Here is a 20,648-nt window from a genome sequence, read left to right on the forward strand (position 1 = left end):
GAATGGCACTAATTACTGAGTTTCATCTCTGTTCCCATTTCAGTCTTCCATGCCTGGTCGACGACCCTGATAATCTGTGGTCCAACTTTAGATAAGAACACCAGGGTTGATGCCTCAAGCATCTTCTCAGTTTCAGCAAAATCGATGGTGCGGCTGACCACGTCCACTTGAAAACGACCTTCCAGCGTCTCGACGAAGCCCTTGATTCTGTAAGCTGATGCGGATACAGTTTCCAGGAATCGAATCAAATTCCCCTGAGGTACCGGCGCCTGATAGGACAGCATAATGGTCTTTGGCTTGTTGTCTTCTGTGTTGTAACTCTCTCTGAGCTCAGGCACAAAAACCTGATCGATCCCCTTTTCAATAAAGCTAAAATCCAAGTTGAAATAGCTGCTGCGCATCATCCGAATTTTGGGCTGGATGCTGACAATGACAGATTCTACTTCGAGAAGTGCTTCTTCGCTGACGCGGTCAACTTTATTGAGAATGGCGATGTCAGCGCACTCAATTTGCCTTTTTAAGGTAACCAAATCACTGATCTGCTCCATGAAGTGCAGCGCATCTACAATGCAAATGGTGCCTGCATAGTCATATACCTCAGGACTCTCCACCCCGACGACTTCAAGAATTTCAGCAATATTGGAGGGATCCGCAAGGCCTGAGGATTCCACAAAGACATAATCCAGGTCATAAGCCGCCATTTCATTGAGCGCTCTGATGAAGGACAGTTTAAGACATGAGCAGAAGATTGAGCCGCGGTTCAGCTCGATCATAGTCAGCTCATCAGACTCCAGAATTGGACCGTCAATGGAAACGCGGCCAAATTCATTCATTATAATCCCAATTTTTTTATCCGGAAAATGTTCCAGCAGGGACTTTAAAAAGGTAGTCTTCCCGGCACCTAGAAATCCGGATAATAGAAAAAGCTTAATCATAATTTTACTCCTTTGTCTAATCACATTCTGTCTTTGCCGCCGCTATTGCTGTGTATACAATTTAACATTGCTTTCTTTCACATAAGAGAAACAAAGCTATTTCAGACTGTCAATCAGTCCCTGGTCTGGCGACGGAATGGCAATAGCCTCTTTAATTTTATCCGGATTTCCGATTTTTTCAACCCCAACGCGAAGTGCATTTTCAACTGAAGCGACATCACCGGTAAAAAGCACGACAGCCTTTCCGCCCAGCCCGAGACTGACATGAAGTTTGAGAAGCCTGACATTAGCTGCTTTTCTAATGGCATCCGCACCGAGGAACCCCATGGCCAGAGTCTTGGTTTCCAAAATACCTAGTGCCTTGATCTCACTCTTGTCCATGATGCCATGGATGGATTCAAGGACACCATCGGCAATATTAGCTATAACATCTGCTTCCAGGACATGCTTCCCACCTGCTGCTTTTCCCGTCTCCACGGCACTTGTTACCGCTGCCACATCTCCCGTTATGATGGCGAGGTACTTGCCAATGCACGTCATCCGCGCTTCAATCACCTGAACCTGCGCTCGTTTGAGCATGGCGTCCAACGCCTGAATGCCTGCAGCTATGCTGCTGAGTTCCAAAATTCCTATTGCGTTTGGCATATTATTTCACTCCTATCATACCATGACATTTTTAGGACTTCTTCTACAAAAAGTCTGCTGAGGACCGGATCGAACTGTTTGCCTGAGTTTTTGATGATTTCATTGACTGCGGTCTCCGGACTTAGGGCGGATCGGTATGGCCGGTCACAGGTCATGGCGTCATAGGCGTCCGCCAGCTGGATCATGCGGGATTCCAGGGGAATCTGGTCACCCCGGAGGCCTTTCGGGTAGCCTGTCCCATCCCAGTTCTCATGGTGGGCTAAGGTCAGATCCGCGATTTCAGACATGTCGTTGACCGCGCTGAGGATTCTGTATCCAATTTCAGGGTGACGCTTCATTTCGAGCCATTCGTCATCACTCAGCGAGCCGCTCTTATTCAGCAAATGCTCATAAATAGCAATCTTCCCGATATCGTGCATCAATCCAAAGGTTTTCAGTGCCTCAACCCGCGTATTCATGAACCCGTAAGCTGAGCCCAGAGCACCGCACAGCTGGCTGACCCGCCTGGAATGAAGTTCCTCCCTTGGATTCTTCTCGTGAAGCGTGTTCAGAATTGCTTGAACGATCTGGCCCCGCATGCTTGGCCCTTCATAGAGCTTATTGGAGTACATCATGTTCTCGGCATCCTTGAAGACTTCTTGCGTTAACTCATCCGACTCATGCTTCACAGAGAAACCAATGGAGATCGAGATCATGATGGAATCGATTTTCTCATTAAAACTGGCCTGCTTGATGCGCTCCACCACTTCTAGAGCGGTCTTTTGATCCGTCTTAGGGAGCAGCACGACAAATTCATCCCCACCCCAGCGGGCAATGATATCTTCTGACCTGCAAACGCTTCTGAGGATATCCGCCGTTTTGACCAGCAGTCGGTCGCCCATTCTGTGTCCAAAGGCATCGTTGGTGATTTTAAGTCCGTTGACATCACACATTAGAATCGTAAGCGGCAGGTTGCGTTCTGTATCCAGACGGTCCATTTCCACCTCAAAGAAGCGTCGGTTATAGAGACCCGTGAGTTGATCGTGATAGCTGAGGAACCTGAGTTCATATTCAGATCGTTTTCTGACGGAGATGTCGTTAAAAATCTGATAGGCCCCTATGACCTCATCCCCAATCAATACCGGCACACCCTTCATGCTGACTTCTCGAACCGCACCCGTATTGTTGAGGCGTTCCGTTTCGAGCTCAAAGGCTTCGCCTTTGAAAAGTTTATCTGTCAAAGACTTGGCATCCTCAAATTTGGAAGGCTCAGTCAGGATGGCATCTGGTTCTTTAAACCTGAGATCCTCATGATAATAGCCAAACAACTGCACAAACCGTTCATTAAGATCAACCACTTGCCGATGGTGATTTAAAATTAAAATCGCATCCGTAGAATTTTTGAACAGCGCTTCAAATTGATTTTTTTGCAGCATAATTCCGTTTTGTGCCGACTGACTGATAAACAGGGACTCTTCCAGCTTTTGGTTCATTGCCTTAAGTTTATTCTGATCCTTTTTATATTCTCTGCTGTTATGGCGGATCCTATACAGCAGCATGTTGATGCCTGCCATCAATTCACTCAGTTTTGAGGCTTCATTGACCTCCAGCATTTCGAGTTCGGGATTGTTCAAATCCACTTTTCGAATGTGGTCCTCAACCGCTCTGAGCGGTTTGATATAGAACCTTCGGTGATACAGTATTGAAAGCATTCCCAGCAAGGTCATCAGAACGAGAATGACCAAATAGGCGGTCATCATAGGCGAAAATCCGGTTCCAGACTCGGCCCCCGGTGCCAAAAAGCGATAGCTGTAGCCTACGACTGCCAGGATGCTGAGAACTATGGCTGTCATCAGTAATTTGTATAGGACGGAAGCTAACTTCATCAATTTCACCAGCCTTTGCATGATCGCCTTAAGATTACAAATTTGACATCAATTCCGTCAGGTGTTATAATTTTGTCATCATTTCACAAGTTATTTCTTTTCAATGCCAATTGAATGTGACGTTTTAGAGTTCACAATTTACAAGCACCGGAGGTGTATTCACTTGAAAAACGCAACCACCATGCTGATGGAAAACGGCATAAAACCCTCCTATCAGCGAATCCGAATCCTCGAATATTTAATGTCCCACCGCACGCATCCTACGGTCGCTGAAGTATATAATGGTCTGATTGATGAAATTCCAACACTCTCAAAAACTACCGTTTATAATACTTTAAAGCTTCTGATCGAGCATCAGATCGTAAACGAGATTCTCATTGAAGAAAAAGAAGTGCTCTATGATGTTGCAGAGGAGGATCACGGCCATTTTAAATGTGTCTCCTGCGGTGATCTCATTGACTTCAATCTCAATGAAGCGCCGCCAGCGGTTCCGACTGGCTTTGTTGTTCAGTCCGTGCACGTGTATTACAAAGGTTTGTGCAATAAATGCAGCGGTAAACAACATAAGGAATGACACTGACAAAAAAATCCAGGTATTTAACAATTTGAAATTGGCGCGCTGGCAAGTCCATTCAGGATATTGCAGCCTACCAATTTCTTTTTATTTTTTGAGGCTCGCGGTTCCTATACACCCTCAAGGAGCAGCGCTCGCACCGGTGATGCTTCGGCCCCTTCAATTCTGAGCGGCAGCGCTATCAGCCTGTAGCTCCCGTAGGAGACAGCCTTGAGCCGCAGTCCCACCAGCAAAGCACATCCGCGCTCAAACAATAATTCAATAATTTCCCGTTCATGACCTTTTTTCAGCGCCAGCGCATCCAAGCCTACACCCTTGACTCCAATCCGGGCCAGATATCTCGCGGCTTCCAGTGTGAGCTGTACCTCCAACCCTTCACCCGCCTCCAAACTGTTTCGGGTTTTGATCAGGATAAACTCCCCAGCTTGGATTCCAAACAGCGCAAGATCGGTTTCCACAATTTCATCCCCGGCTGTGGAGAGGTCAACCAGCCGGCACGTGGTCAAAACACAGGTTGGACTCATGAGATCTACACTGTCTCCATCCGGTCTGGCGAGGATAGGGGCGATCAGATGAGTGCCTGTTCTTAGGTCAATTTCAAGACGACTGCGCGGCAATTCATGAGCTTCAAGCGCTGCCTGATGACTCAGAAGCGGTTTCAAATTCTGGTCGTGCTGCGGCAATGGCATCTCTTCGTGTATCCGCATTGAGATATCGTAATACTTCATGAGGCATCACCCCTCTTTCTATTCCTCGCGGATCGCGCTGCACAGAAATTGATATGTACTGCATACTCCCTCGGTACAGGATCGTTCCATATATTTCTCGACGAGTTCCGTCATTTCACCATAGAATTTCTCGTAGTCTTTTTGTTCCAGCTTCAATGCATTGTGGATCAAAAAGCCTGAGCGATTTTCAGAGGTGGTTGGCTGCTGTTTCTCCACCTTTTTTCTGATATTGTCTATGAATGTGTCTCTATAAGCATTAAAGGTTGATATATAGAGGTTTTCTGACTTTGAGTAAACTGAACTCCGGACTTTGTCAGAGATGTTCGAATAATCTATGACGAAAGAATCCACGGAAGTCTTATAAAATTTTGCGATAATCCCATTGATCTCTTCTGTGTGATCCAATTCTAAAATGCCTATGCTGAGTAACTTTTGAACGTGATAATGCACTTTAGCGGGTGCGAGTGTCAGCGCATCTGCAATCTGCTTGGCGGTAGCGGGTCGATTGAGATGGTGGAAGGCTTTAAAGATTGTCAATCTAAGTGGGTCTGACATTATTTTGATCTCTTCAGGGGATTTTAAAATGCGTTCAGTGCCCATATACTTCACCCTTTCTTATAAAGCACAGCATGTTTTATTTTTTTGATCGTTTAAGACAATTCTAAACATTTTTAACGGACTTGACAAGATGTACAGAAAAGTTTGACAATTTATTTGATTGTCATGATTTGTCCATATATGATCACTAATGTACATAAATGTCCACAAATGTCTTGACAATTATGTTGATAAAGATTATCATTAAGGTGAAATCAGAAGGTAGCGTTATGCTTGGAGGAATAAATATGGAAGAAAAATTATTCACAATAGAGGAGATAGCAGAACGACTTGGGGTCCATTCAAAAACTATTCGCCGTTATCTTTACAGCGGCAAGCTCGGCGGCCAAAAAGTGGGCAGCCAGTGGCGGATCAGCCAGACCTCGCTTGAGGCATTTCTGAAGTCTGGAGAAGCCAGTTGTCACCAGCATTCCGCTTCGCCTTCCTCTGACGACTTTTGCGTCTATATGGATACCGATCTTGAAACTTTTTCAACAGATCGAAAGCTTAGGATTTGCTCGATTATAGATTATGATGTTGAGTCCGCAAAGGATATAACGCCGCTTTCAATCGCTTTAATGCAAGCCATTGAAACTGTTGAAAACTGTGAGGACTGTCGCTTTAATCACGTTTATGAACCTCATGAGAAGCGCGTCAGATTTGTTCTGTGGGCTTCACCAACAGTCATGATCCATGCTATGGAAGCCATTCAGAAGTTCGATCAGAAAAAAACCAATCCATTTGAAGATTAAGAAGGTGACGATCATGAACGAAGTAAAAACCGATAAGACGACGACCACACTGATCACCAAGCAGTCTAAATCAACACTGTCTCAGGGTGAAAAAAGACTCACCTTTGACGTGGAGGGCATGACCTGCGCGTCGTGTTCTGCCGCCGTTGAAAAGGCCGCTAAAAAGGTGCCTGGCATCGACATGGCCTCAGTCAACTTGATGACAAATCAGCTGACCATCACCTATTCTGAAGAGCCCCCGGCTGAACCAGAGATCATTAAGGCTATAGAAAAAGCCGGTTATGACGCAAAACTTCACCGGGATGAGAAAAGCGTGATTATTCCTGTGGAAGGCATGACCTGTGCTTCCTGTACTGCAGCTGTTGAGCGTACTGTCAAGAAACTGCCCGGTGTCCTTGAGGTCTCCGTCAATCTGGCGACCAATAAAGCCGCTGTCAAATATGACGGCAACCTTCTGCGCTTGAGCGAGATTAAAAAAGCCATTGAAAAAGCCGGTTACACGCCTAAGGAAATCGAAAAACAATCGGCAGAAGCAATTCTTGATGACCAAAAGCAGGCACTCAGACGCCAGTGGTGGCGCTTCATAATTGCCATAGGCTTCGCAGTACCGCTCTTTTACCTGGCTATGGGGCACATGCTGAACTGGCCAATGCCCGAGTGGCTTCATCCTATGGATTATCCGCTTCGCTTTGCCCTGCTTCAGTTATTGCTGTTGATTCCAATCGTCGTGTCTGGATACAAATTCTACACGGTTGGTTTCAGAACCCTATTGTCCGGGCACCCCAACATGGATTCTCTAATTGCTGTGGGTACAACAGCAGCAATCGTCTACAGCGGTTTTCATACCTGGCTGATCGCTAAGGGCGACTTTTCCAATACAGAGCTGTACTATGAGACCGCCGGCGTCATTATTGCGCTGATTATGCTCGGAAAGACACTGGAGCAGCGCTCTAAGGGCCGCACCTCTGAAGCGATTCAGAAGCTTATGGGTCTCCAGCCAAAGGAAGCCACGGTTTTGTTCCCCGACGGACCAATCTCTATCCCGATAGACGAAGTCTCCGTAGGTGACCTGGTATTGGTGAAGCCCGGCGAAAAGATTCCGGTAGATGGTGTGATTACTGAGGGCTTCAGCGCCATTGATGAGTCCATGCTCACCGGTGAAAGTCTGCCTGTTGAGAAAAAGGAAGGCGACCGCGTCATAGGTGCCAGCGTCAACAAAAACGGAGCGCTCAAGGTCATGACCGAGCGCGTAGGCAAAGACACCACCTTATCGAAAATTGTCGGTCTCGTGGAGCAGGCACAATCCACCAAAGCCCCTATCGCGAAACTGGCCGATGTTATCTCCGGATATTTTGTTCCGGTAGTCATTGTTATTTCAATCCTAGCCGGCCTGCTTTGGTATTTGGGTACCAGAGATGTCTCCTTCTCACTCCGCATATTCATATCCATCCTCGTCATTGCCTGCCCATGTGCTCTCGGATTGGCGACTCCAACGGCTATCATGGTTGGCACCGGCCGGGGCGCGGACCAAGGCATATTGATCAAGAGTGGTGTCGCCCTTGAAACGGCGCATAAAGTCAGTGCTGTGATCCTGGATAAAACCGGTACAATTACAGAAGGCCGCCCCTCCGTGGTCGACCTGCACTTGGTCAATGGCTGGACAGCGGCTAAACTCCTGACGCTGGCGGCTTCTGTAGAATCCATGTCTGAACATCCACTCGCTGAAGCGATTGTTAGAAAAGCTTCAGACGAGGGTTTTAGCTGGAACCACGCTTCTGAGTTTAAATCTGTGACGGGTGGCGGTGTCAGCGGCCGTATAGGTGATGACACCATCCTGATTGGAAATAGGCGTCACCTGGAAGGTATAGCGCTCAACGAAGACATTTTAAACGCTGCGGATCATTTTTCTGATCAGGGCGCCACGCCGGTCTTTGCCGTCATCAACGGAGAAGTCGCGGGCATCATTGCCATTGCGGACCCTGTCAAAGCAACGAGCAAAGCCGCTATTGCCAAACTTCACGCTTTGGGAATCAAAGTTGCCATGCTCACCGGAGATAACCAAAAAACGGCGAACGCCATTGCTGCTCAGGTTGGCCTTGACCGCGTCGTCGCAGAGGTTTTGCCTGAAGACAAAGCAGGAGAAGTCAAAAAGCTTCAGGCTGAAGGCCATGTCGTCGCCATGGTGGGTGACGGCATCAACGATGCCCCTGCCCTTGCTCAGGCGGACGTCGGGATCGCCATAGGTTCAGGTACAGATATTGCCATGGAATCCGCGGACATTGTCCTGATGAAGGATGATCTTCAGGACGCCGTTACAGCAATCGCCCTTTCAAAAATTACGATTCGCAATATCAAACAGAATCTGTTCTGGGCATTCGCCTACAACACTGCCGGGATCCCGGTCGCCGCCGGTTTGCTTTACCTCTTCGGCGGACCACTGATGAACCCTATGATCGCCGCAGCTGCTATGGCGTTCAGCTCCGTCTCTGTCGTCACAAATGCACTTCGACTTAAGTCCATAAAAATTTAAACCCTATAAAAAAATTCAAACCCTATAAAGGAGAATGATTTATGAAAACACTTAAAATTACAGGCATGAGCTGCGGGCACTGCGAACGCCGCGTCAAAAACGCACTGGAAGAAATTGATGGCGTCAACGTCATCAGTGTCAGCGCCTCTGAAGACCGCGCTGAAGTCGAAACCAGTGTCGAGGATGATGTTTTAATCGCAGCGATTGAAGAAGTAGGATACACAGTGACTGAGATCAACTAATTTTAGGTTCAAAAAGGACGGCGATGCTGAAAAGCGCATCGCCGTCCTTTTTTTGGAAGTTGGGAAGTTGGTGTCAGACACCTATTTCCGAAACTGAGTGTCTGACACCCAGTTTCAACTCTTCTTTTTTTGAAACCGGGTGTCTGACACCCGGTTTCACACCATAGCCATAACCCGGCACGGCAGACCACTTAACCCCTCAAATTTGATAGGGAATGTATAAATATCACACCGCACGTGTTTTTGGCCTTTCAGTACAGCATCTAAATTACACAAATTCTCAACTACGAAGACACTGCTGTCTGCGCAGTGCTGATCCATTGGGGTGTGCTCAGAACCTCGACGGATACCCGCTGCATCAATCCCTATCATGGCGACCCCCCGGGCAATCAGCGCCTCAATCAACGGTACCGACAATTGAGGGTGATGCCCAAAATAAGCCTGGCTGCCATAGGCCATAATTTCAATTGCGCCAGTTCGGAAGATGACAAAATCACCCTCCTCAATTAAGGACAATTCATCAGCCTCCAGGTCAAGATCCTGACCACCCTTGGCTTCCTCAACCCTATTGAAGATTAGTCCTGAACGCTTTGCATTCTCCAGTGGGAAAACGAGATTCATGACATCAAAATGGGTCCCAAGATGTCCGAAGGCCGTCATTTTTTCGTTGGCCATTGCCGTTTCAGATCGCTCACGGGAGATCGAAACTGTTAAATCGATCCACATGAAGGATCACCTCACCTCAGGGTTTTCAGACTCACTGAAAGGCGCAGCGCCTTCAGTTTCTTCAGCTGCTTCAGCGGTTTCAAGAATTTCGGACTCTTCAAGATCGTCAAAATCATCCGCTGCATCATAGGTATCCAGATCCCGATTTTTATCAAACTTCACCTTGCCACTTGAAGCGGCACTGATTTTCTTCTCAGCTTTCTTGACCTGAGCCAACAAATTAGGATTCGGGTTTAAATTTTTCACCTCTGCAATCAGCGCTTTAGCCTTCTGAAAATCGTACTTTTCGGCGTAAAGAACTGCCAATTGAAATTTAACAATGCTGAGATCATCCGCATGGCGGACTTTGTGGGTCAAGGAGGCCTCAAAATCTCTTATGGCTTCATCAGTCTTGCCTTCCGCCGCTTCAACGTACCCCTTCGCCATGAAGTGGTACGAACGGTAGGACGGGCTCAGCCATTCAGGACGAATGGTTTCATTGACATGAAACTTCGCCTTTTGGAGGTTGTTTTCGCGGATCGCCTTGATGGCTAAGGCGACAGAACCCTGTCGAACTATGGCGACGCCAATAAATATTGACCCTACAGCGAATAGCGCCGCAAGACTTTGACTTCCTGTGAAATAAAAATAGACCGCAACAATGAAATAAGTCAAGGTCAGTGCCAGTTTCATCAGTCTTCCTGTCATCTCATATTACCTGCCCTTTTCTTTAACATAGCTGCCCGCAGCCTTCTTTACCATTTTTTCCATTTCCTTAAGTGTTGTCTCATCAATAGGTCTGCAAGAAATGCCGGCGCGTTTTGTCTTCGAATCCACCATGACCTCAAAGGAAACTCTGGTTGGAGAAATTTTAAAGTCCTTGACTGATTTCCATGGATAATATCTGCCGCGTACCTTTCCAAACAGATCGACGAATGCCAAGCCGGTCTCAGTGATCAAGAGATCATCCGTTTGAAGATAAATCATCATGAAGATCAAGGAAATCCAGAAGGAGATTTCCACGCCCTTTTGAGGGGTCATGCCCTCCGTCCCGAAAACAATGGAGGCGAGGCTGCCTGCTACAAAAAGAAGAAATATGGCCAGCAAACCCGTTTTGAAACGGCTTTTGAGGTGATAGCGTACTTTGCCGGTGTTTTTGTTGCCCTGGTTGACCAGCATATAGCCCAAAAATACGGTCCCGATCAGTGTACCTACTGAGAAAATGATTGTGTTCAATGGACGAAACCTCCTGAAATGAAATTGGGTCGCGGTGTGGGATGAAGCGACCATCGGCAAAAAAATGAAGACAAGGATTTATTGGAGTTCATGAATGACGTTGCTCAGCCACTTCTGACTCCTGTAGCGCCTGTAGGTCAGGACGGACTTGACGATCTCCTCTGACATCAGCATAGCCACGGTAATGATGACACCTGCCTGCAGCCAAACAGCGCCGGCAAACGCCAGCGGTACGCCGAACAGCCAGACCGCGGCCACTTCAACATAGAGGGCATACTTGGTGTCGCCGCCGCCCCTTAAGACACCGACAATCATCATGAGATTGAAGGTTTTGAAGAAAGTGAAGGCAGCGAAAAGGTACATCAGATGAGTAGTCGTTTGTGTCAGCGCGGGATCCAGACCAAAGAGCTTAAGGACGCTGCCGGCAGTCAAGGCCATAAACAGCGCGATCAGAAGGGCGCCTCCCTGAGACAGCTTCAAGAAATGACTGGCATATAGACGTGCCAGGGGTTCCTCGCCCGCGCCAATACGGTTGCCTATCATGACCTGACAAGCGGCGGCCATGCCCATGAAGATGACCTCATAAAAACGAAACAGAGAATTGGCCACTTGGTAGCCGGCAATAGCTTCAGCGCTGATTCTGGCAACAGCCACGTTATACAAGACTGTTCCAATGGCCCAAAGTGTTTCATTCGCGACGACGGGTGACGCTTTGTCGAGGATTTTCAGCATGTAGGACTTGCTGAATGCAAGAAGCTCCCTGGGCTTTGCGGCAAGGACGTGATCCGTTTTATAGATGACGGTCAAAATCACGACAAATTCAATCAGCCGGGCAATCAGCGTTGCAATGGCAGCGCCCTTGACGCCGAGTTCCGGCATGCCGAGCTTCCCGAAAATCAGGCCATAGTTCAGGACGGTGTTGACGGCAAGGGAAATGGCGCTGACCACCGTAGGCATTTTTGCCTGCTCGATACTTCTGGCTGCGACCGCGAAGCTGAAGGATACTGCAGTAAAGATGTAACTCCAGCCGACAATTCTCAGGTAGTCGCTGCCCAGTCGAATGATTTCAGAATTGCCATCACTCAAAAAGCCCATGATTTGATTCGGTGTCACAACTGCCACCAGCATAAACAGCCCTGTGACCGCAATGCCAAATGCCAGGGCTACCCCCATGGTGCGTTTGATGTTGGCTACATCCCGTTTCCCCCAGAACTGGGCTATAAAGACCGAAGCGCCGCTGTTGATGCCAAAGATCAGCAGGATCATCACAAAGAAAACCTGATTTGCCAAACCTACGGCAGCGATAGCTTCCTTGCCCACTTGCCCAATCATCACGGTATCCACCATGTTAAGTGAGGTTTGAATCAGGTTCTGGATCATGACAGGAATGCCAATCCTGAACATTGTTTTTAAAAATTCGCGGTCCTTATACCACTCCATGTTGTCCTCCGAGTTCACGTCATCTTTTTTATTATAACCGATTCGCCGTGACTAAAGAACTCCTGTAGAAATTAATTTTCACATGTTTGTTTCAGGTGTCTGCCACTTAATTCAGCACTTCTTTTGTAAGGTTTCCAAATTAAAAAAAGGATGAAATTGCCGTCTCACCGGAAGTCTGAAACCAAACTTCCATGGACGCCAACTTCATCCCATTGACGCAGTTCTGCCCCCCAGCTGACCGCGCCCGTGACTATTCGCCAAGAAATTCCTTCAGCACCTCTTCCGTGTGCTGCCCAAGAGTCGGCGCCGGCGAAAGGATTGCGCCCGGCGTCGCGCTGAGCTTGACCGGAATCCCCGGCATTTTGAGCTTGCCTGCTACAGGATGCTCGACCTCTATGATCATATCCCGAGCCAGAACCTGCTCATTTTCAATGACTTTATCCACCGTGTTGATTGGACCGTTTGGTACACCGGCCTCATCGAGAATCAACTGCCACTGGGCTGTGGTCTTTTCGCGGACAGCAGCCGCCACCAAAGGTCTGAGACTCTCATAGTTCTCCAGACGCTTTGGATTTGTGTCAAAGCGCGGATCTGAGGCAAGGGACTCCAGGCCGGAAACCTTGCAGAACGTGCGCCACAGGTTGTCATTCCCGGCGGCGATCATGATTTCCCCATCCTCAGTTTCAAAGGGCTCAAAGGGCACAATAGAGGCGTGCTTGTTGCCGGCTGGTTTTGGTACCTCGCCGGTGACCACATAGCGCGCAATGGCATTTTCCAGAATGGCCACCTGACAGTCCAGCATGGCCACATCCACCTTCTGCCCCACACCAGTTTTATGCCTGTGGTTCAGAGCCGCCAAAATACCTATGGCCGTAAACATGCCCGCGTTAATATCACCAACGGACGGACCCACCCGGGTCGGCTCGCCGCCCACCTGACCGGTAATGGACATAATCCCGCCCATGGCCTGCACGACGCCGTCATAAGCCGGTCTGTCGCTGTATGGCCCAGTATGGCCAAACCCAGAAGCAGCTGCATAGATGATGGACGGATGATATGTCTTGATGTCTTCATAGCCAAAGCCCAGCTTTTCCATAGTCCCCGGTCTGAAGTTCTCTACGACGACATCCATTTTCATAAGGAGCGCCTTCAAAGTCGCCTTACCTTCAGGACTTTTCAGATCCAGGACAATGCTGCGCTTGTTTCGGTTAAGACTCATGAAATACGCGCTCTCACCCTTCTGATACGGACCAAAGTGGCGCGAATCATCCCCGGTGACCGGCATTTCAACCTTGATGACATCAGCGCCGAGATCCGCCAGAATCATGGTGCAATAAGGACCTGCCAGAACGCGGGTCAGGTCGAGAACTTTAAGACCTTCCAGTGGACCCATCCAAACCCCTCCAGTCACTTAAGTCAAACAGCGCCTGCCCCGCCGGACACAGCGGAGCAAGCAGATTTCTGTTCACTATTCCTTCTCGTCGTAGGCAACAATGCGGCAGATGCTGGACTCGCCGCCGACAAATCTCCAAGGATAGCAGCCAATGATCAAACGTTTATTGAGGATTTTATCAATTTCGCCGCCCAGATTTTCCGCGTGAATGATATCATCCGGGAACAAATCAATATGCATGAGCTGATAGTCATCATCCGGAAAGAACTCTTCGAGGCTCTTGCCGTACTTCGCCTGAAGGTATGCATCCGCTTTCTTGGCTTCCTTAGGCTCCCAGTCGCGGATCTTCGTGTTCATAGGGTGATCCGCAGAGCCGCAGTCCACGCCAATCCACTTGATGTCCATTTCCTGGCACCATTTTGAGAATTCCTTGGTTGGTCCCGGATGGCGCAGCATGTAGCGGCGCTCGTCTGCCTCAGGCTGATCCCAGCCGTATTTATGATAGCCGGTGTTGATGATCAGTATGTCGCCCTTTTTAACTTCAACGCGGTCCGTGATGTCCTTGGACGTGTAAATGCCGTAATCTTCCGCAATATCCGACAGGTCGACGACCACGCCAGGGCCAATCAAATCCTCAAGTGGGATGGAAGCAATGTCTCTGCCATGTGTGCAGAAGTGAAGCGACCCGTCCAGATGTGTGCCAACGTGGTTGGAGGTCGTAATCAGCTGGCCGTTGGCGCCGTTTGGCGTCAATCGCTTGAAAAATTTGACCTGAAGCGGCTCATAAGTCGGCCAAGGCGGTGTCAGGTGGCTGAGTCCCTGTGTGAGATCATACATTTGAACTTTGTCCCAGAAATTTAGCATGAATTTCCCTCCTGTTTTCAACTTTGTCAACTGAGTAGTGAAGCCTGCCGATGGTTGTTAATTAGTGCGACGTCGATTTTTAGTGTTAGCGTGGCACAAGTCACCATCGGCAAAGGAATTACTTAATTGAGTCTCTAAATGAGGCCCCGTGCCTGGGCGTCTTCCACGAATGCTTCCAGCGCATCCTCGAAGCACTTCATAGGCGGACGGACGAGACCTGCGCCTACCTGTCCGACGCCGGCATTTTTATGGGCGATCCCCGTATTGATAATTGGGCGGATCTGAGTCTCGATAACCTTCATGATATCGATGCCGGTAGGAGACCCTCTGAAATTCATAGGCGGCAGTTTAAAGGCCGAACTTTCGCCAATGGTGATTTCATACATAGACGACGTGAAGTTAAAAGCATCCTGCGGGGTCCCGCCGACGAACTGAACAATGGCCGGCGCCGTTGCCATGGCGAATCCGCCTATACCGCACGTCTCCGTAATGACGCTGTCGCCAATATCCGGGTTGGCATCCTCTTTGGTGAACCCCGGGAAGAACAAACCATCAATGATTTCTGCAGGTGCAGTAAACCAGCGGTTTCCCAGTCCCGAAACGCGAATGCCAAAATCCGTGCCATTTCTGGCCATTGTGTAGACCATGGTCGAATTCTCGATGCCCTCCAAAGGATCCAGGGAGCACTTGCAGGCTGGCATGGTGAGATTGAGGAAAAAGTGGTCGTTGGAATGCATGAACTTCAGGACGTCGCGCTTGTCCTCATCAGAAAACTCTGTCATGACGAGGTACGGCGCAAGCTCTCTGATCAGAAGCGAGGTGCCGGCCTTATTACGATTATGGCCTTCATCTCCCATCTGGACGACTTGAGCAATCATAGTCTTGAGGTCAATAGGACCGGAAAGCGCCAGCGTCGCTTTAAGGACCGGCGCCAAGACCTTCTCCATCCATTTCAGGCGGTCTATGACTTCTTCAGAAAAAGCGCCGTAACGCAGCACTTTGCCCAAACCTTCATTCAGCGTGCAGTAAGCCATATTGCCAAAGGCCTCGTTTCGAAGCTTCCAGACCGGCATGCTGAAGGTGGTGACTCCGGCCATTGGTCCAACGGCATTGTGGTGATGGCAGGAATCAAAGGTAATTTTTCCTGAGGCTGCCAGCTCCAAGGCTTCCGCCTCGTCTTTGGCAAGTCCTTCATAAATCAGGCCTCCGACAATAGCACCGCGCAGCGGGCCGCTCATACGGTCCCAGGTAATTGGCGGACCGGCGTGCAGCACTGTCATCTTATCCATTCCGGGGATGTCTTCTCCGGCCGTGCCTATCCCGACAATAGTCGGCTGTGCCAACTGAAGGCGATCAAAAGCCTCTTGATTGGCTCTTAAAATCCTCTCTTCCAACTTTACCGCTCCCTTTCCCTTCTATTTCTTCCCTTTCAGCTTGCCGAGCAAACTTAACATTTTCTCATTGCCGCCCGCAGGTGGACGCCAGTCAACCTGAATGACTTCCACAGACTGGCTCTTAAGGTCTTCATAAAAGGTCTCAAGTCCTAGGTTGGCAACTTTGAGCTGTTTTTCAAATAATCCGTTAAGCGGTTTCATCAGTGTTCGCCTCCCTGATCGCGGATCGCTTTCATGATCTTAGCTGATAGCCGGACAGCCTGAGCATTGGACGGCATCACTATGGCGCCGGCCTCAGACAAGGTCTCTCTTGAGGCTCTCAGTCCCTGAGGGTCCCCTTCCGTGCCACAGACTGACGCAATCACGGTCAGATCTCCTCCGCTTGCCGCAATGTTTTCTCTGGCTTCACGGATTTGAGCGGCAACTTCGCCAGCGGGATCAGGGTGAGAGCCATAGCCAAGGACCACATCCATCAGCAGCACTGCCACATCCGGTGCCGCTTCTTTAACGATGCGTTCGCTGCGGGTGGATGGATCGATCATAGGGTGCGGCCTGCCAACGGTAAAGGCGTCGTCTCCAAAATCAATGACAGTATGTTCAGCGGAAACCTTGACGTCTTTCAGCTGCTCTTCCGGCTTCAATGGTATGTTTGACCAGATGGTGCCAATTTCCGGTCCAAGGAGCTTCATGGCTTCGTCCGCCAGTGTTCCGCCGGTGAAAAGGCCTCTCAAATATTTTTGGGTTGGTGCTTTTTTTCCGGCCTCATGAGCGGCCAAAGCCTCTATGTCCGCCTCAGGGACATCAAAGCCCGCAAAGTCAGAAGGCGCAGATTCTCCCCTCATCAGCGCGACCGCTTTTCTCGCAGCGTCTTCAAGGCTGATACAGGCGACGGCCCCAACAGCCTCAATGGCACTTCGGTCGCCGCCTATGAAGTCAACCACGACCGGTTTACCGGCATCTTTGACCAGGTCGAGGACTTTTTTTGCCACATCAGGTGCCGGCGGCTTAGAGATCAGTACAATAACATTGGTCTCCGGATCAGCAATAAGCGCTTCGAAAGCCTGAAGCATCATCAGCCCGCCAATTTCAGATTTCAAGTCCCGGCCGCCGGTGCCGATCACTTGTGAAACACCCCCACCTAATTGGTCAATCAGGGACATGATTTCTTGTGTACCGGTTCCTGAGGCACCCACAATACCAATGCCCCCCGGTTTCACGACATTGCAGAAGGCCAGTGGGATGTGATTGATCATGGCGGTGCCACAGTCCGGTCCCATCATCAACAGCTGTTTCGACACCGCCTTTTCTTTAAGGCGCTTTTCGTCTTCTATACTGACATTGTCGCTGAACAGCATGACGTGCAGACCGGCATCCAAGGCTTTTTCAACTTCAGCGGCGGCAAAGCGGCCCGGAAGAGAAATGAGAGCCATATTGAGCTGCGGTTCATTGGAAAGCGCGGTTTGAAGGCTGGCCGGTCTGTAGCTGCTGCCGGCAGAGGATTTCTTCGCCGAGAGCAAGGCGTCCAGGGCGTTCACCAGCGATTCCATTGTAGCCTCTCCGCTCAGCTCAGCCGTGACAAAGAAATCATTAGCCGACAAGGCTTCCAACTCAGGGGTCAATAGGTTGAGGTTGGCGGCAAGCTCTTTGTTAAGCTCTGTTGCCATGCCCACCAGAATGTCTTCCACCCCGGGCAGCTTTGCCAGGTCTTTGGTGATCAGCATTAAGGTTACGGAGTCGTAGTAGGCATTTTTACGTATGGTCGTTTGTACTGCCACTGTCACTTCCTCCTCGTATTGTAATGAATGGTTCCAGCTGCATGTCACATCCGGTGAAGACAGGCTTTGAAAAGCATTAAAGCATCTTCCGTAGTGATGGGTCTCAAGCATTCAGAGCCAGCATCAGGGCAGCTGCGGCCCCTGTCATAAAATCTGTCCCTGAGGTGTCACCATGGTCAAGTGCGTTCAGCGCCGCTGCTTCCAAATCTCCTTCTGTTTCGAAGCAAAGCAGCTCCAAAAGCCTGTCGTATTTTTGCGCGACATGGCCGAGTGCAGCATGTTCCAGCATAGCCTCACTTATGACCGTGGTTTTTCCTTTAGCCCTACTCGCGAGCTTCTGATTGCGTTTCAAAAGTTTTTCACGGTTCATGACCTGCCCATAAGGGGTGCGGATACTTGCGGCCATAAAACCGGCGACATAATCATCCGACGACGGTGTCAGACCCGGGCCAAACCCAACCAGCCTTGTAAAGGCAGTAATTACTCTGGACTCACCTGCTTCTGTCCCGTCTCTGTAAGCTTCAGAAAACTGATCCAGTCGTCCTTTGATAAAATCTACATACCGGTTTCCGGTCATGTCAGCGGGACAAGTCCCCGGATGAGGCAACACCCTGGCTTCACAAAGATACGGCAGGAGACCCTCCGGCTTTCCCCGAATCAGGAGCAGCTTGGTGAAAGACTCAAGGCGCTTCATCATTTCAGCTCTCGTCAGTTGTTCAGAGGGAGGCAAGTCAAAGCTCCACATTGGCGTCCATTTCTGTGCGTGTGAAAACTCCAAATGCGTTTCCCCAATAATAATGCCCTCGCTTGAACTGCTGACCGGCATTCCGGGATGCCAGCCCAAAGACTTCAGTGATCCTTTTGAGACCTGAAAAGTCATGGGTGCAAGATCCATTTGATCCGACACAATAGTCATCAGAACCCCACTTGAAAAGAGCAGATTGACAGCCCGCTCAAAAGTCGAGTGGACTTCGCCGGTTTGACCTGGACTTTGGGTTAAAAAGGTTAGACAGTCCTCTGACACGCGAAGCACTTTCATAGTCGATCACCACACAGACTTTTGATTAGAGGGCATAGGGTTCATCTAAACTTAGTGTACCAGAGTCACAGGCAGGGTTCATTGTGCCCCGCTTCCAAAATCAAGGGACCCCGTTTGTGACTCAGACCCAAGGTCGGTCTGTATCAGATCCATGATCTTCAGCGCGATCTGAACGTTGAGACGCGTTGATGGGTCTTCAAGATCAAGTCCGGAAATCTCCCGGATGCGCTGCATTCTGTAAATGATGGTATTGTAGTGCGTATACATTTCCTCAGAGACCCGCTTCAGGTTGCTGCCGCAATCAAAATAGAGCTTGAGGGTTTCCAGCAAATTAGTGTCCTTCTCCCTGTCGTACTTAGCAAGCGGCTCCAGCATTTCCCTGAAAAAGGATTTGAGCTCCGGTTCCAGCTCTTCAAAAGAAAGGAGTTTATAGATTCCAAGAGCGTCATAGTGTATAGGACGTCCTTTTTCACCGCAAAGATGATGATTGGCAAGTGCGCGATTGGCCTCGCTCTTTGACTTATAGAGAAGTTCCAGCTGTTTATACTGACGCCCAACACCTACTGAGAGAAGTTCCTTCAGCCCTTCCAATTCGGCGCTGTGGAGGATTTCTCCCGCGAATTTCATCACAGTTTCCTTAACCCGATCCTCTGATAAATCCTTGGGTTGACCAAACAAAATGATGAGCCTGTCGCTCTTCTGAGCAAAATGGACTCTGCCTTTGTAGGCTCGAGAGATCCGCTCGATAATGCTGACCATTTTGGTGCCAATGGTTTGAATAAAACTGGCATTGTTTGGCGTCAGCTTCAGCACCTCAGAAGTTGAGTCAAAATCAGCAACAACGACAGAATAGGCATAATTTGGATTGAACTCCATATAGACAGCGTGCTCGAGGGCTCGCTGCTGCCGGAAGGTCTCCGTCGACAGCAAATCATCGAAAAACTCTACTTTGTGTCGGTTCGCGCTTTCGTATATGGACATTTTCTTGAGCAGGTCCAGCGCAATTAGAGAGGTGGACGCTTCGATGACTGAAATCTCCATTGCGTTCAGCGTCTTTTCAGTTTCCCACAGAATGACCCACCCATAGTGTCTCTCATCTGATGAAATGGGAATTGCGACCCTGTTGAATGGGATGCCAGGTTTTCCTGTTCCATGAAGGGCGCCTTCAGGCAGTTCTTCCTCTGTCACAGGACTATCCTGGATTTTGTTCTTATCCATAAACTGCTCAGCCCTATTGATCAAAACTGACTTCATAGCTTCAGGTCCTGAGACAACCAGATTTTTGAAAAGTGGTTCAACTATGGCCACGGGCAGCCCCACGCTTTTGTGAATGGCTCTTGCAATCTCCTGCAGGCTGCCGCCCCTGAGCATTACCCGGGTGATCCTGCGGTTGAAGTCGTTCACCTGGCTGATGATAGCGCTCTGACGGTTGAGAAGTTCGCTCATAACCGGCATCATGATGTCGGAATAAGATATTTCAAAGGGGATTTCAATTAGGGGGAAGTCATATGCATCAGCGGTTGACAGCACAGTGTCCGGCAGCGTGTCGACGAAACGCTTGGTCTTGATGCCCATGCCCGCCAAACCCATTTCGCTGAAAGTTGGAATCAGCGTATTCAGAATTTCAATGTCGTCCTTTATGGAATATGCCGTAGTTAATAGGAATTCTCCCGGACGGACCCAGTCTATAATATCTGGGACTTCCATGACGTTGACTTTGGTGACCCGCTTGTCGAGACCGCCGCTGCCTGCCAATACATGAGATTCTTTGAGCACCGTCATTTCAATCAGGTCCCGGACCCGAATACCGATGATATTGTCCATTTCACTACCTCCGTTTGTTATTCACTCACAAATCACTTATATTATAACAAAAAGAAAAGCCCTCGCGTCAACGAGGGCCCTGATACGGGAAGAAAAAAATTTGTTTCCAG

General features: G+C 49.2%; 20 protein-coding genes. 4 read left to right on the plus strand and 16 right to left on the minus strand.

Annotated elements, in window-relative coordinates; genetic code table 11:
- Positions 1 to 8: 8 nt before the first annotated feature.
- The 3 genes from OEL90_RS07380 to OEL90_RS07390 all read right to left on the minus strand — a co-directional run bounded on the left by OEL90_RS07380 (position 9) and on the right by OEL90_RS07390 (position 3,445).
- A complete protein-coding gene (locus OEL90_RS07380) occupies positions 9 to 935 on the minus strand; it encodes a CobW family GTP-binding protein (protein ID WP_291404173.1) in 927 nt (308 codons plus the stop codon).
- Between the two features lie 96 nt (positions 936 to 1,031).
- The gene (locus OEL90_RS07385; RefSeq protein WP_291404175.1) at positions 1,032 to 1,580 is read right to left on the minus strand and encodes a BMC domain-containing protein; all 549 of its coding nucleotides are present in this window, start codon (positions 1,578 to 1,580) and stop codon (positions 1,032 to 1,034) included.
- Positions 1,565 to 3,445: a diguanylate cyclase gene (locus tag OEL90_RS07390; RefSeq protein ID WP_300687704.1), complete on the minus strand. Its 1,881-nt coding sequence runs from the start codon at positions 3,443 to 3,445 to the stop codon at positions 1,565 to 1,567. Before OEL90_RS07390 ends, OEL90_RS07385 begins: the two co-directional genes overlap by 16 nt.
- Positions 3,446 to 3,608: 163 nt before the next feature.
- Between OEL90_RS07390 and OEL90_RS07395 the strand changes: the two genes are divergently transcribed.
- Positions 3,609 to 4,019 carry a Fur family transcriptional regulator gene (locus OEL90_RS07395; protein ID WP_291404179.1) on the plus strand — a complete coding sequence of 137 codons (411 nt, stop codon included), beginning with the start codon at positions 3,609 to 3,611 and terminating at the stop codon, positions 4,017 to 4,019.
- Positions 4,020 to 4,129: 110 nt separating this feature from the next.
- Here the strand turns inward: OEL90_RS07395 and OEL90_RS07400 are convergent, their stop codons facing one another.
- Positions 4,130 to 4,747 carry a cyclase family protein gene (locus tag OEL90_RS07400; RefSeq protein ID WP_291404181.1) on the minus strand — a complete coding sequence of 206 codons (618 nt, stop codon included), beginning with the start codon at positions 4,745 to 4,747 and terminating at the stop codon, positions 4,130 to 4,132.
- An 18-nt stretch (positions 4,748 to 4,765) separates the two neighbouring features.
- Complete coding sequence (locus OEL90_RS07405) at positions 4,766 to 5,302, minus strand: helix-turn-helix domain-containing protein (RefSeq protein WP_300687708.1); 537 nt, start codon at positions 5,300 to 5,302, stop codon at positions 4,766 to 4,768.
- 290 nt (positions 5,303 to 5,592) lie between these two features.
- Here OEL90_RS07405 and OEL90_RS07410 point away from each other — a divergent pair, with 290 nt between their 5' ends.
- The 3 genes from OEL90_RS07410 to OEL90_RS07420 are packed head-to-tail and all read left to right on the plus strand — an operon-like array spanning position 5,593 to position 8,868.
- Positions 5,593 to 6,096, plus strand: a complete 504-nt coding sequence (locus tag OEL90_RS07410) for a helix-turn-helix domain-containing protein (protein ID WP_291404184.1) — start codon at positions 5,593 to 5,595, stop codon at positions 6,094 to 6,096.
- 13 nt (positions 6,097 to 6,109) lie between these two features.
- Entirely contained in the window at positions 6,110 to 8,626 is a 2,517-nt protein-coding gene (locus tag OEL90_RS07415; protein ID WP_300687710.1) for a heavy metal translocating P-type ATPase, read from the plus strand.
- A 41-nt stretch (positions 8,627 to 8,667) separates the two neighbouring features.
- On the plus strand, positions 8,668 to 8,868 hold the full coding sequence (locus OEL90_RS07420; RefSeq protein WP_300687712.1) for a heavy-metal-associated domain-containing protein: 201 nt from the start codon (positions 8,668 to 8,670) through the stop codon (positions 8,866 to 8,868).
- Positions 8,869 to 9,024: 156 nt separating this feature from the next.
- Here the strand turns inward: OEL90_RS07420 and OEL90_RS07425 are convergent, their stop codons facing one another.
- The 11 genes from OEL90_RS07425 to OEL90_RS07475 all read right to left on the minus strand — a co-directional run bounded on the left by OEL90_RS07425 (position 9,025) and on the right by OEL90_RS07475 (position 20,538).
- Complete coding sequence (locus tag OEL90_RS07425) at positions 9,025 to 9,594, minus strand: cyclase family protein (protein ID WP_291404189.1); 570 nt, start codon at positions 9,592 to 9,594, stop codon at positions 9,025 to 9,027.
- Positions 9,595 to 9,600: 6 nt separating this feature from the next.
- The gene (locus OEL90_RS07430) at positions 9,601 to 10,281 is read right to left on the minus strand and encodes a hypothetical protein (protein ID WP_300687714.1); all 681 of its coding nucleotides are present in this window, start codon (positions 10,279 to 10,281) and stop codon (positions 9,601 to 9,603) included.
- Positions 10,282 to 10,287: 6 nt separating this feature from the next.
- Positions 10,288 to 10,809, minus strand: a complete 522-nt coding sequence (locus OEL90_RS07435) for a hypothetical protein (RefSeq protein WP_300687716.1) — start codon at positions 10,807 to 10,809, stop codon at positions 10,288 to 10,290.
- A 78-nt stretch (positions 10,810 to 10,887) separates the two neighbouring features.
- A complete protein-coding gene (locus OEL90_RS07440; RefSeq protein ID WP_291404195.1) occupies positions 10,888 to 12,249 on the minus strand; it encodes an MATE family efflux transporter in 1,362 nt (453 codons plus the stop codon).
- 250 nt (positions 12,250 to 12,499) lie between these two features.
- The gene (locus OEL90_RS07445) at positions 12,500 to 13,642 is read right to left on the minus strand and encodes a CaiB/BaiF CoA transferase family protein (protein WP_291404197.1); all 1,143 of its coding nucleotides are present in this window, start codon (positions 13,640 to 13,642) and stop codon (positions 12,500 to 12,502) included.
- 75 nt (positions 13,643 to 13,717) lie between these two features.
- Positions 13,718 to 14,506, minus strand: coding sequence for a cyclase family protein (locus OEL90_RS07450; protein ID WP_300687717.1), 789 nt, complete (start codon positions 14,504 to 14,506; stop codon positions 13,718 to 13,720).
- Between the two features lie 134 nt (positions 14,507 to 14,640).
- Positions 14,641 to 15,900, minus strand: coding sequence for a DUF1116 domain-containing protein (locus OEL90_RS07455; protein ID WP_291404201.1), 1,260 nt, complete (start codon positions 15,898 to 15,900; stop codon positions 14,641 to 14,643).
- A 21-nt stretch (positions 15,901 to 15,921) separates the two neighbouring features.
- Positions 15,922 to 16,101: a fdrA domain protein gene (locus tag OEL90_RS07460; RefSeq protein WP_291404202.1), complete on the minus strand. Its 180-nt coding sequence runs from the start codon at positions 16,099 to 16,101 to the stop codon at positions 15,922 to 15,924.
- Complete coding sequence (gene fdrA / locus OEL90_RS07465; protein WP_291404204.1) at positions 16,101 to 17,675, minus strand: acyl-CoA synthetase FdrA; 1,575 nt, start codon at positions 17,673 to 17,675, stop codon at positions 16,101 to 16,103. The genes OEL90_RS07460 and fdrA overlap by 1 nt, the downstream gene beginning before the upstream one ends.
- Positions 17,676 to 17,778: 103 nt before the next feature.
- Positions 17,779 to 18,714 carry a DUF2877 domain-containing protein gene (locus OEL90_RS07470; protein WP_291404206.1) on the minus strand — a complete coding sequence of 312 codons (936 nt, stop codon included), beginning with the start codon at positions 18,712 to 18,714 and terminating at the stop codon, positions 17,779 to 17,781.
- A gap of 78 nt (positions 18,715 to 18,792) precedes the next feature.
- Positions 18,793 to 20,538: a PucR family transcriptional regulator gene (locus tag OEL90_RS07475; RefSeq protein WP_291404208.1), complete on the minus strand. Its 1,746-nt coding sequence runs from the start codon at positions 20,536 to 20,538 to the stop codon at positions 18,793 to 18,795.
- Between the last annotated feature and the right edge of the window lie 110 nt (positions 20,539 to 20,648).

The organism is Acidaminobacter sp., assembly GCF_030247605.1.
Lineage (GTDB): Bacteria > Bacillota > Clostridia > Peptostreptococcales > Acidaminobacteraceae > Acidaminobacter.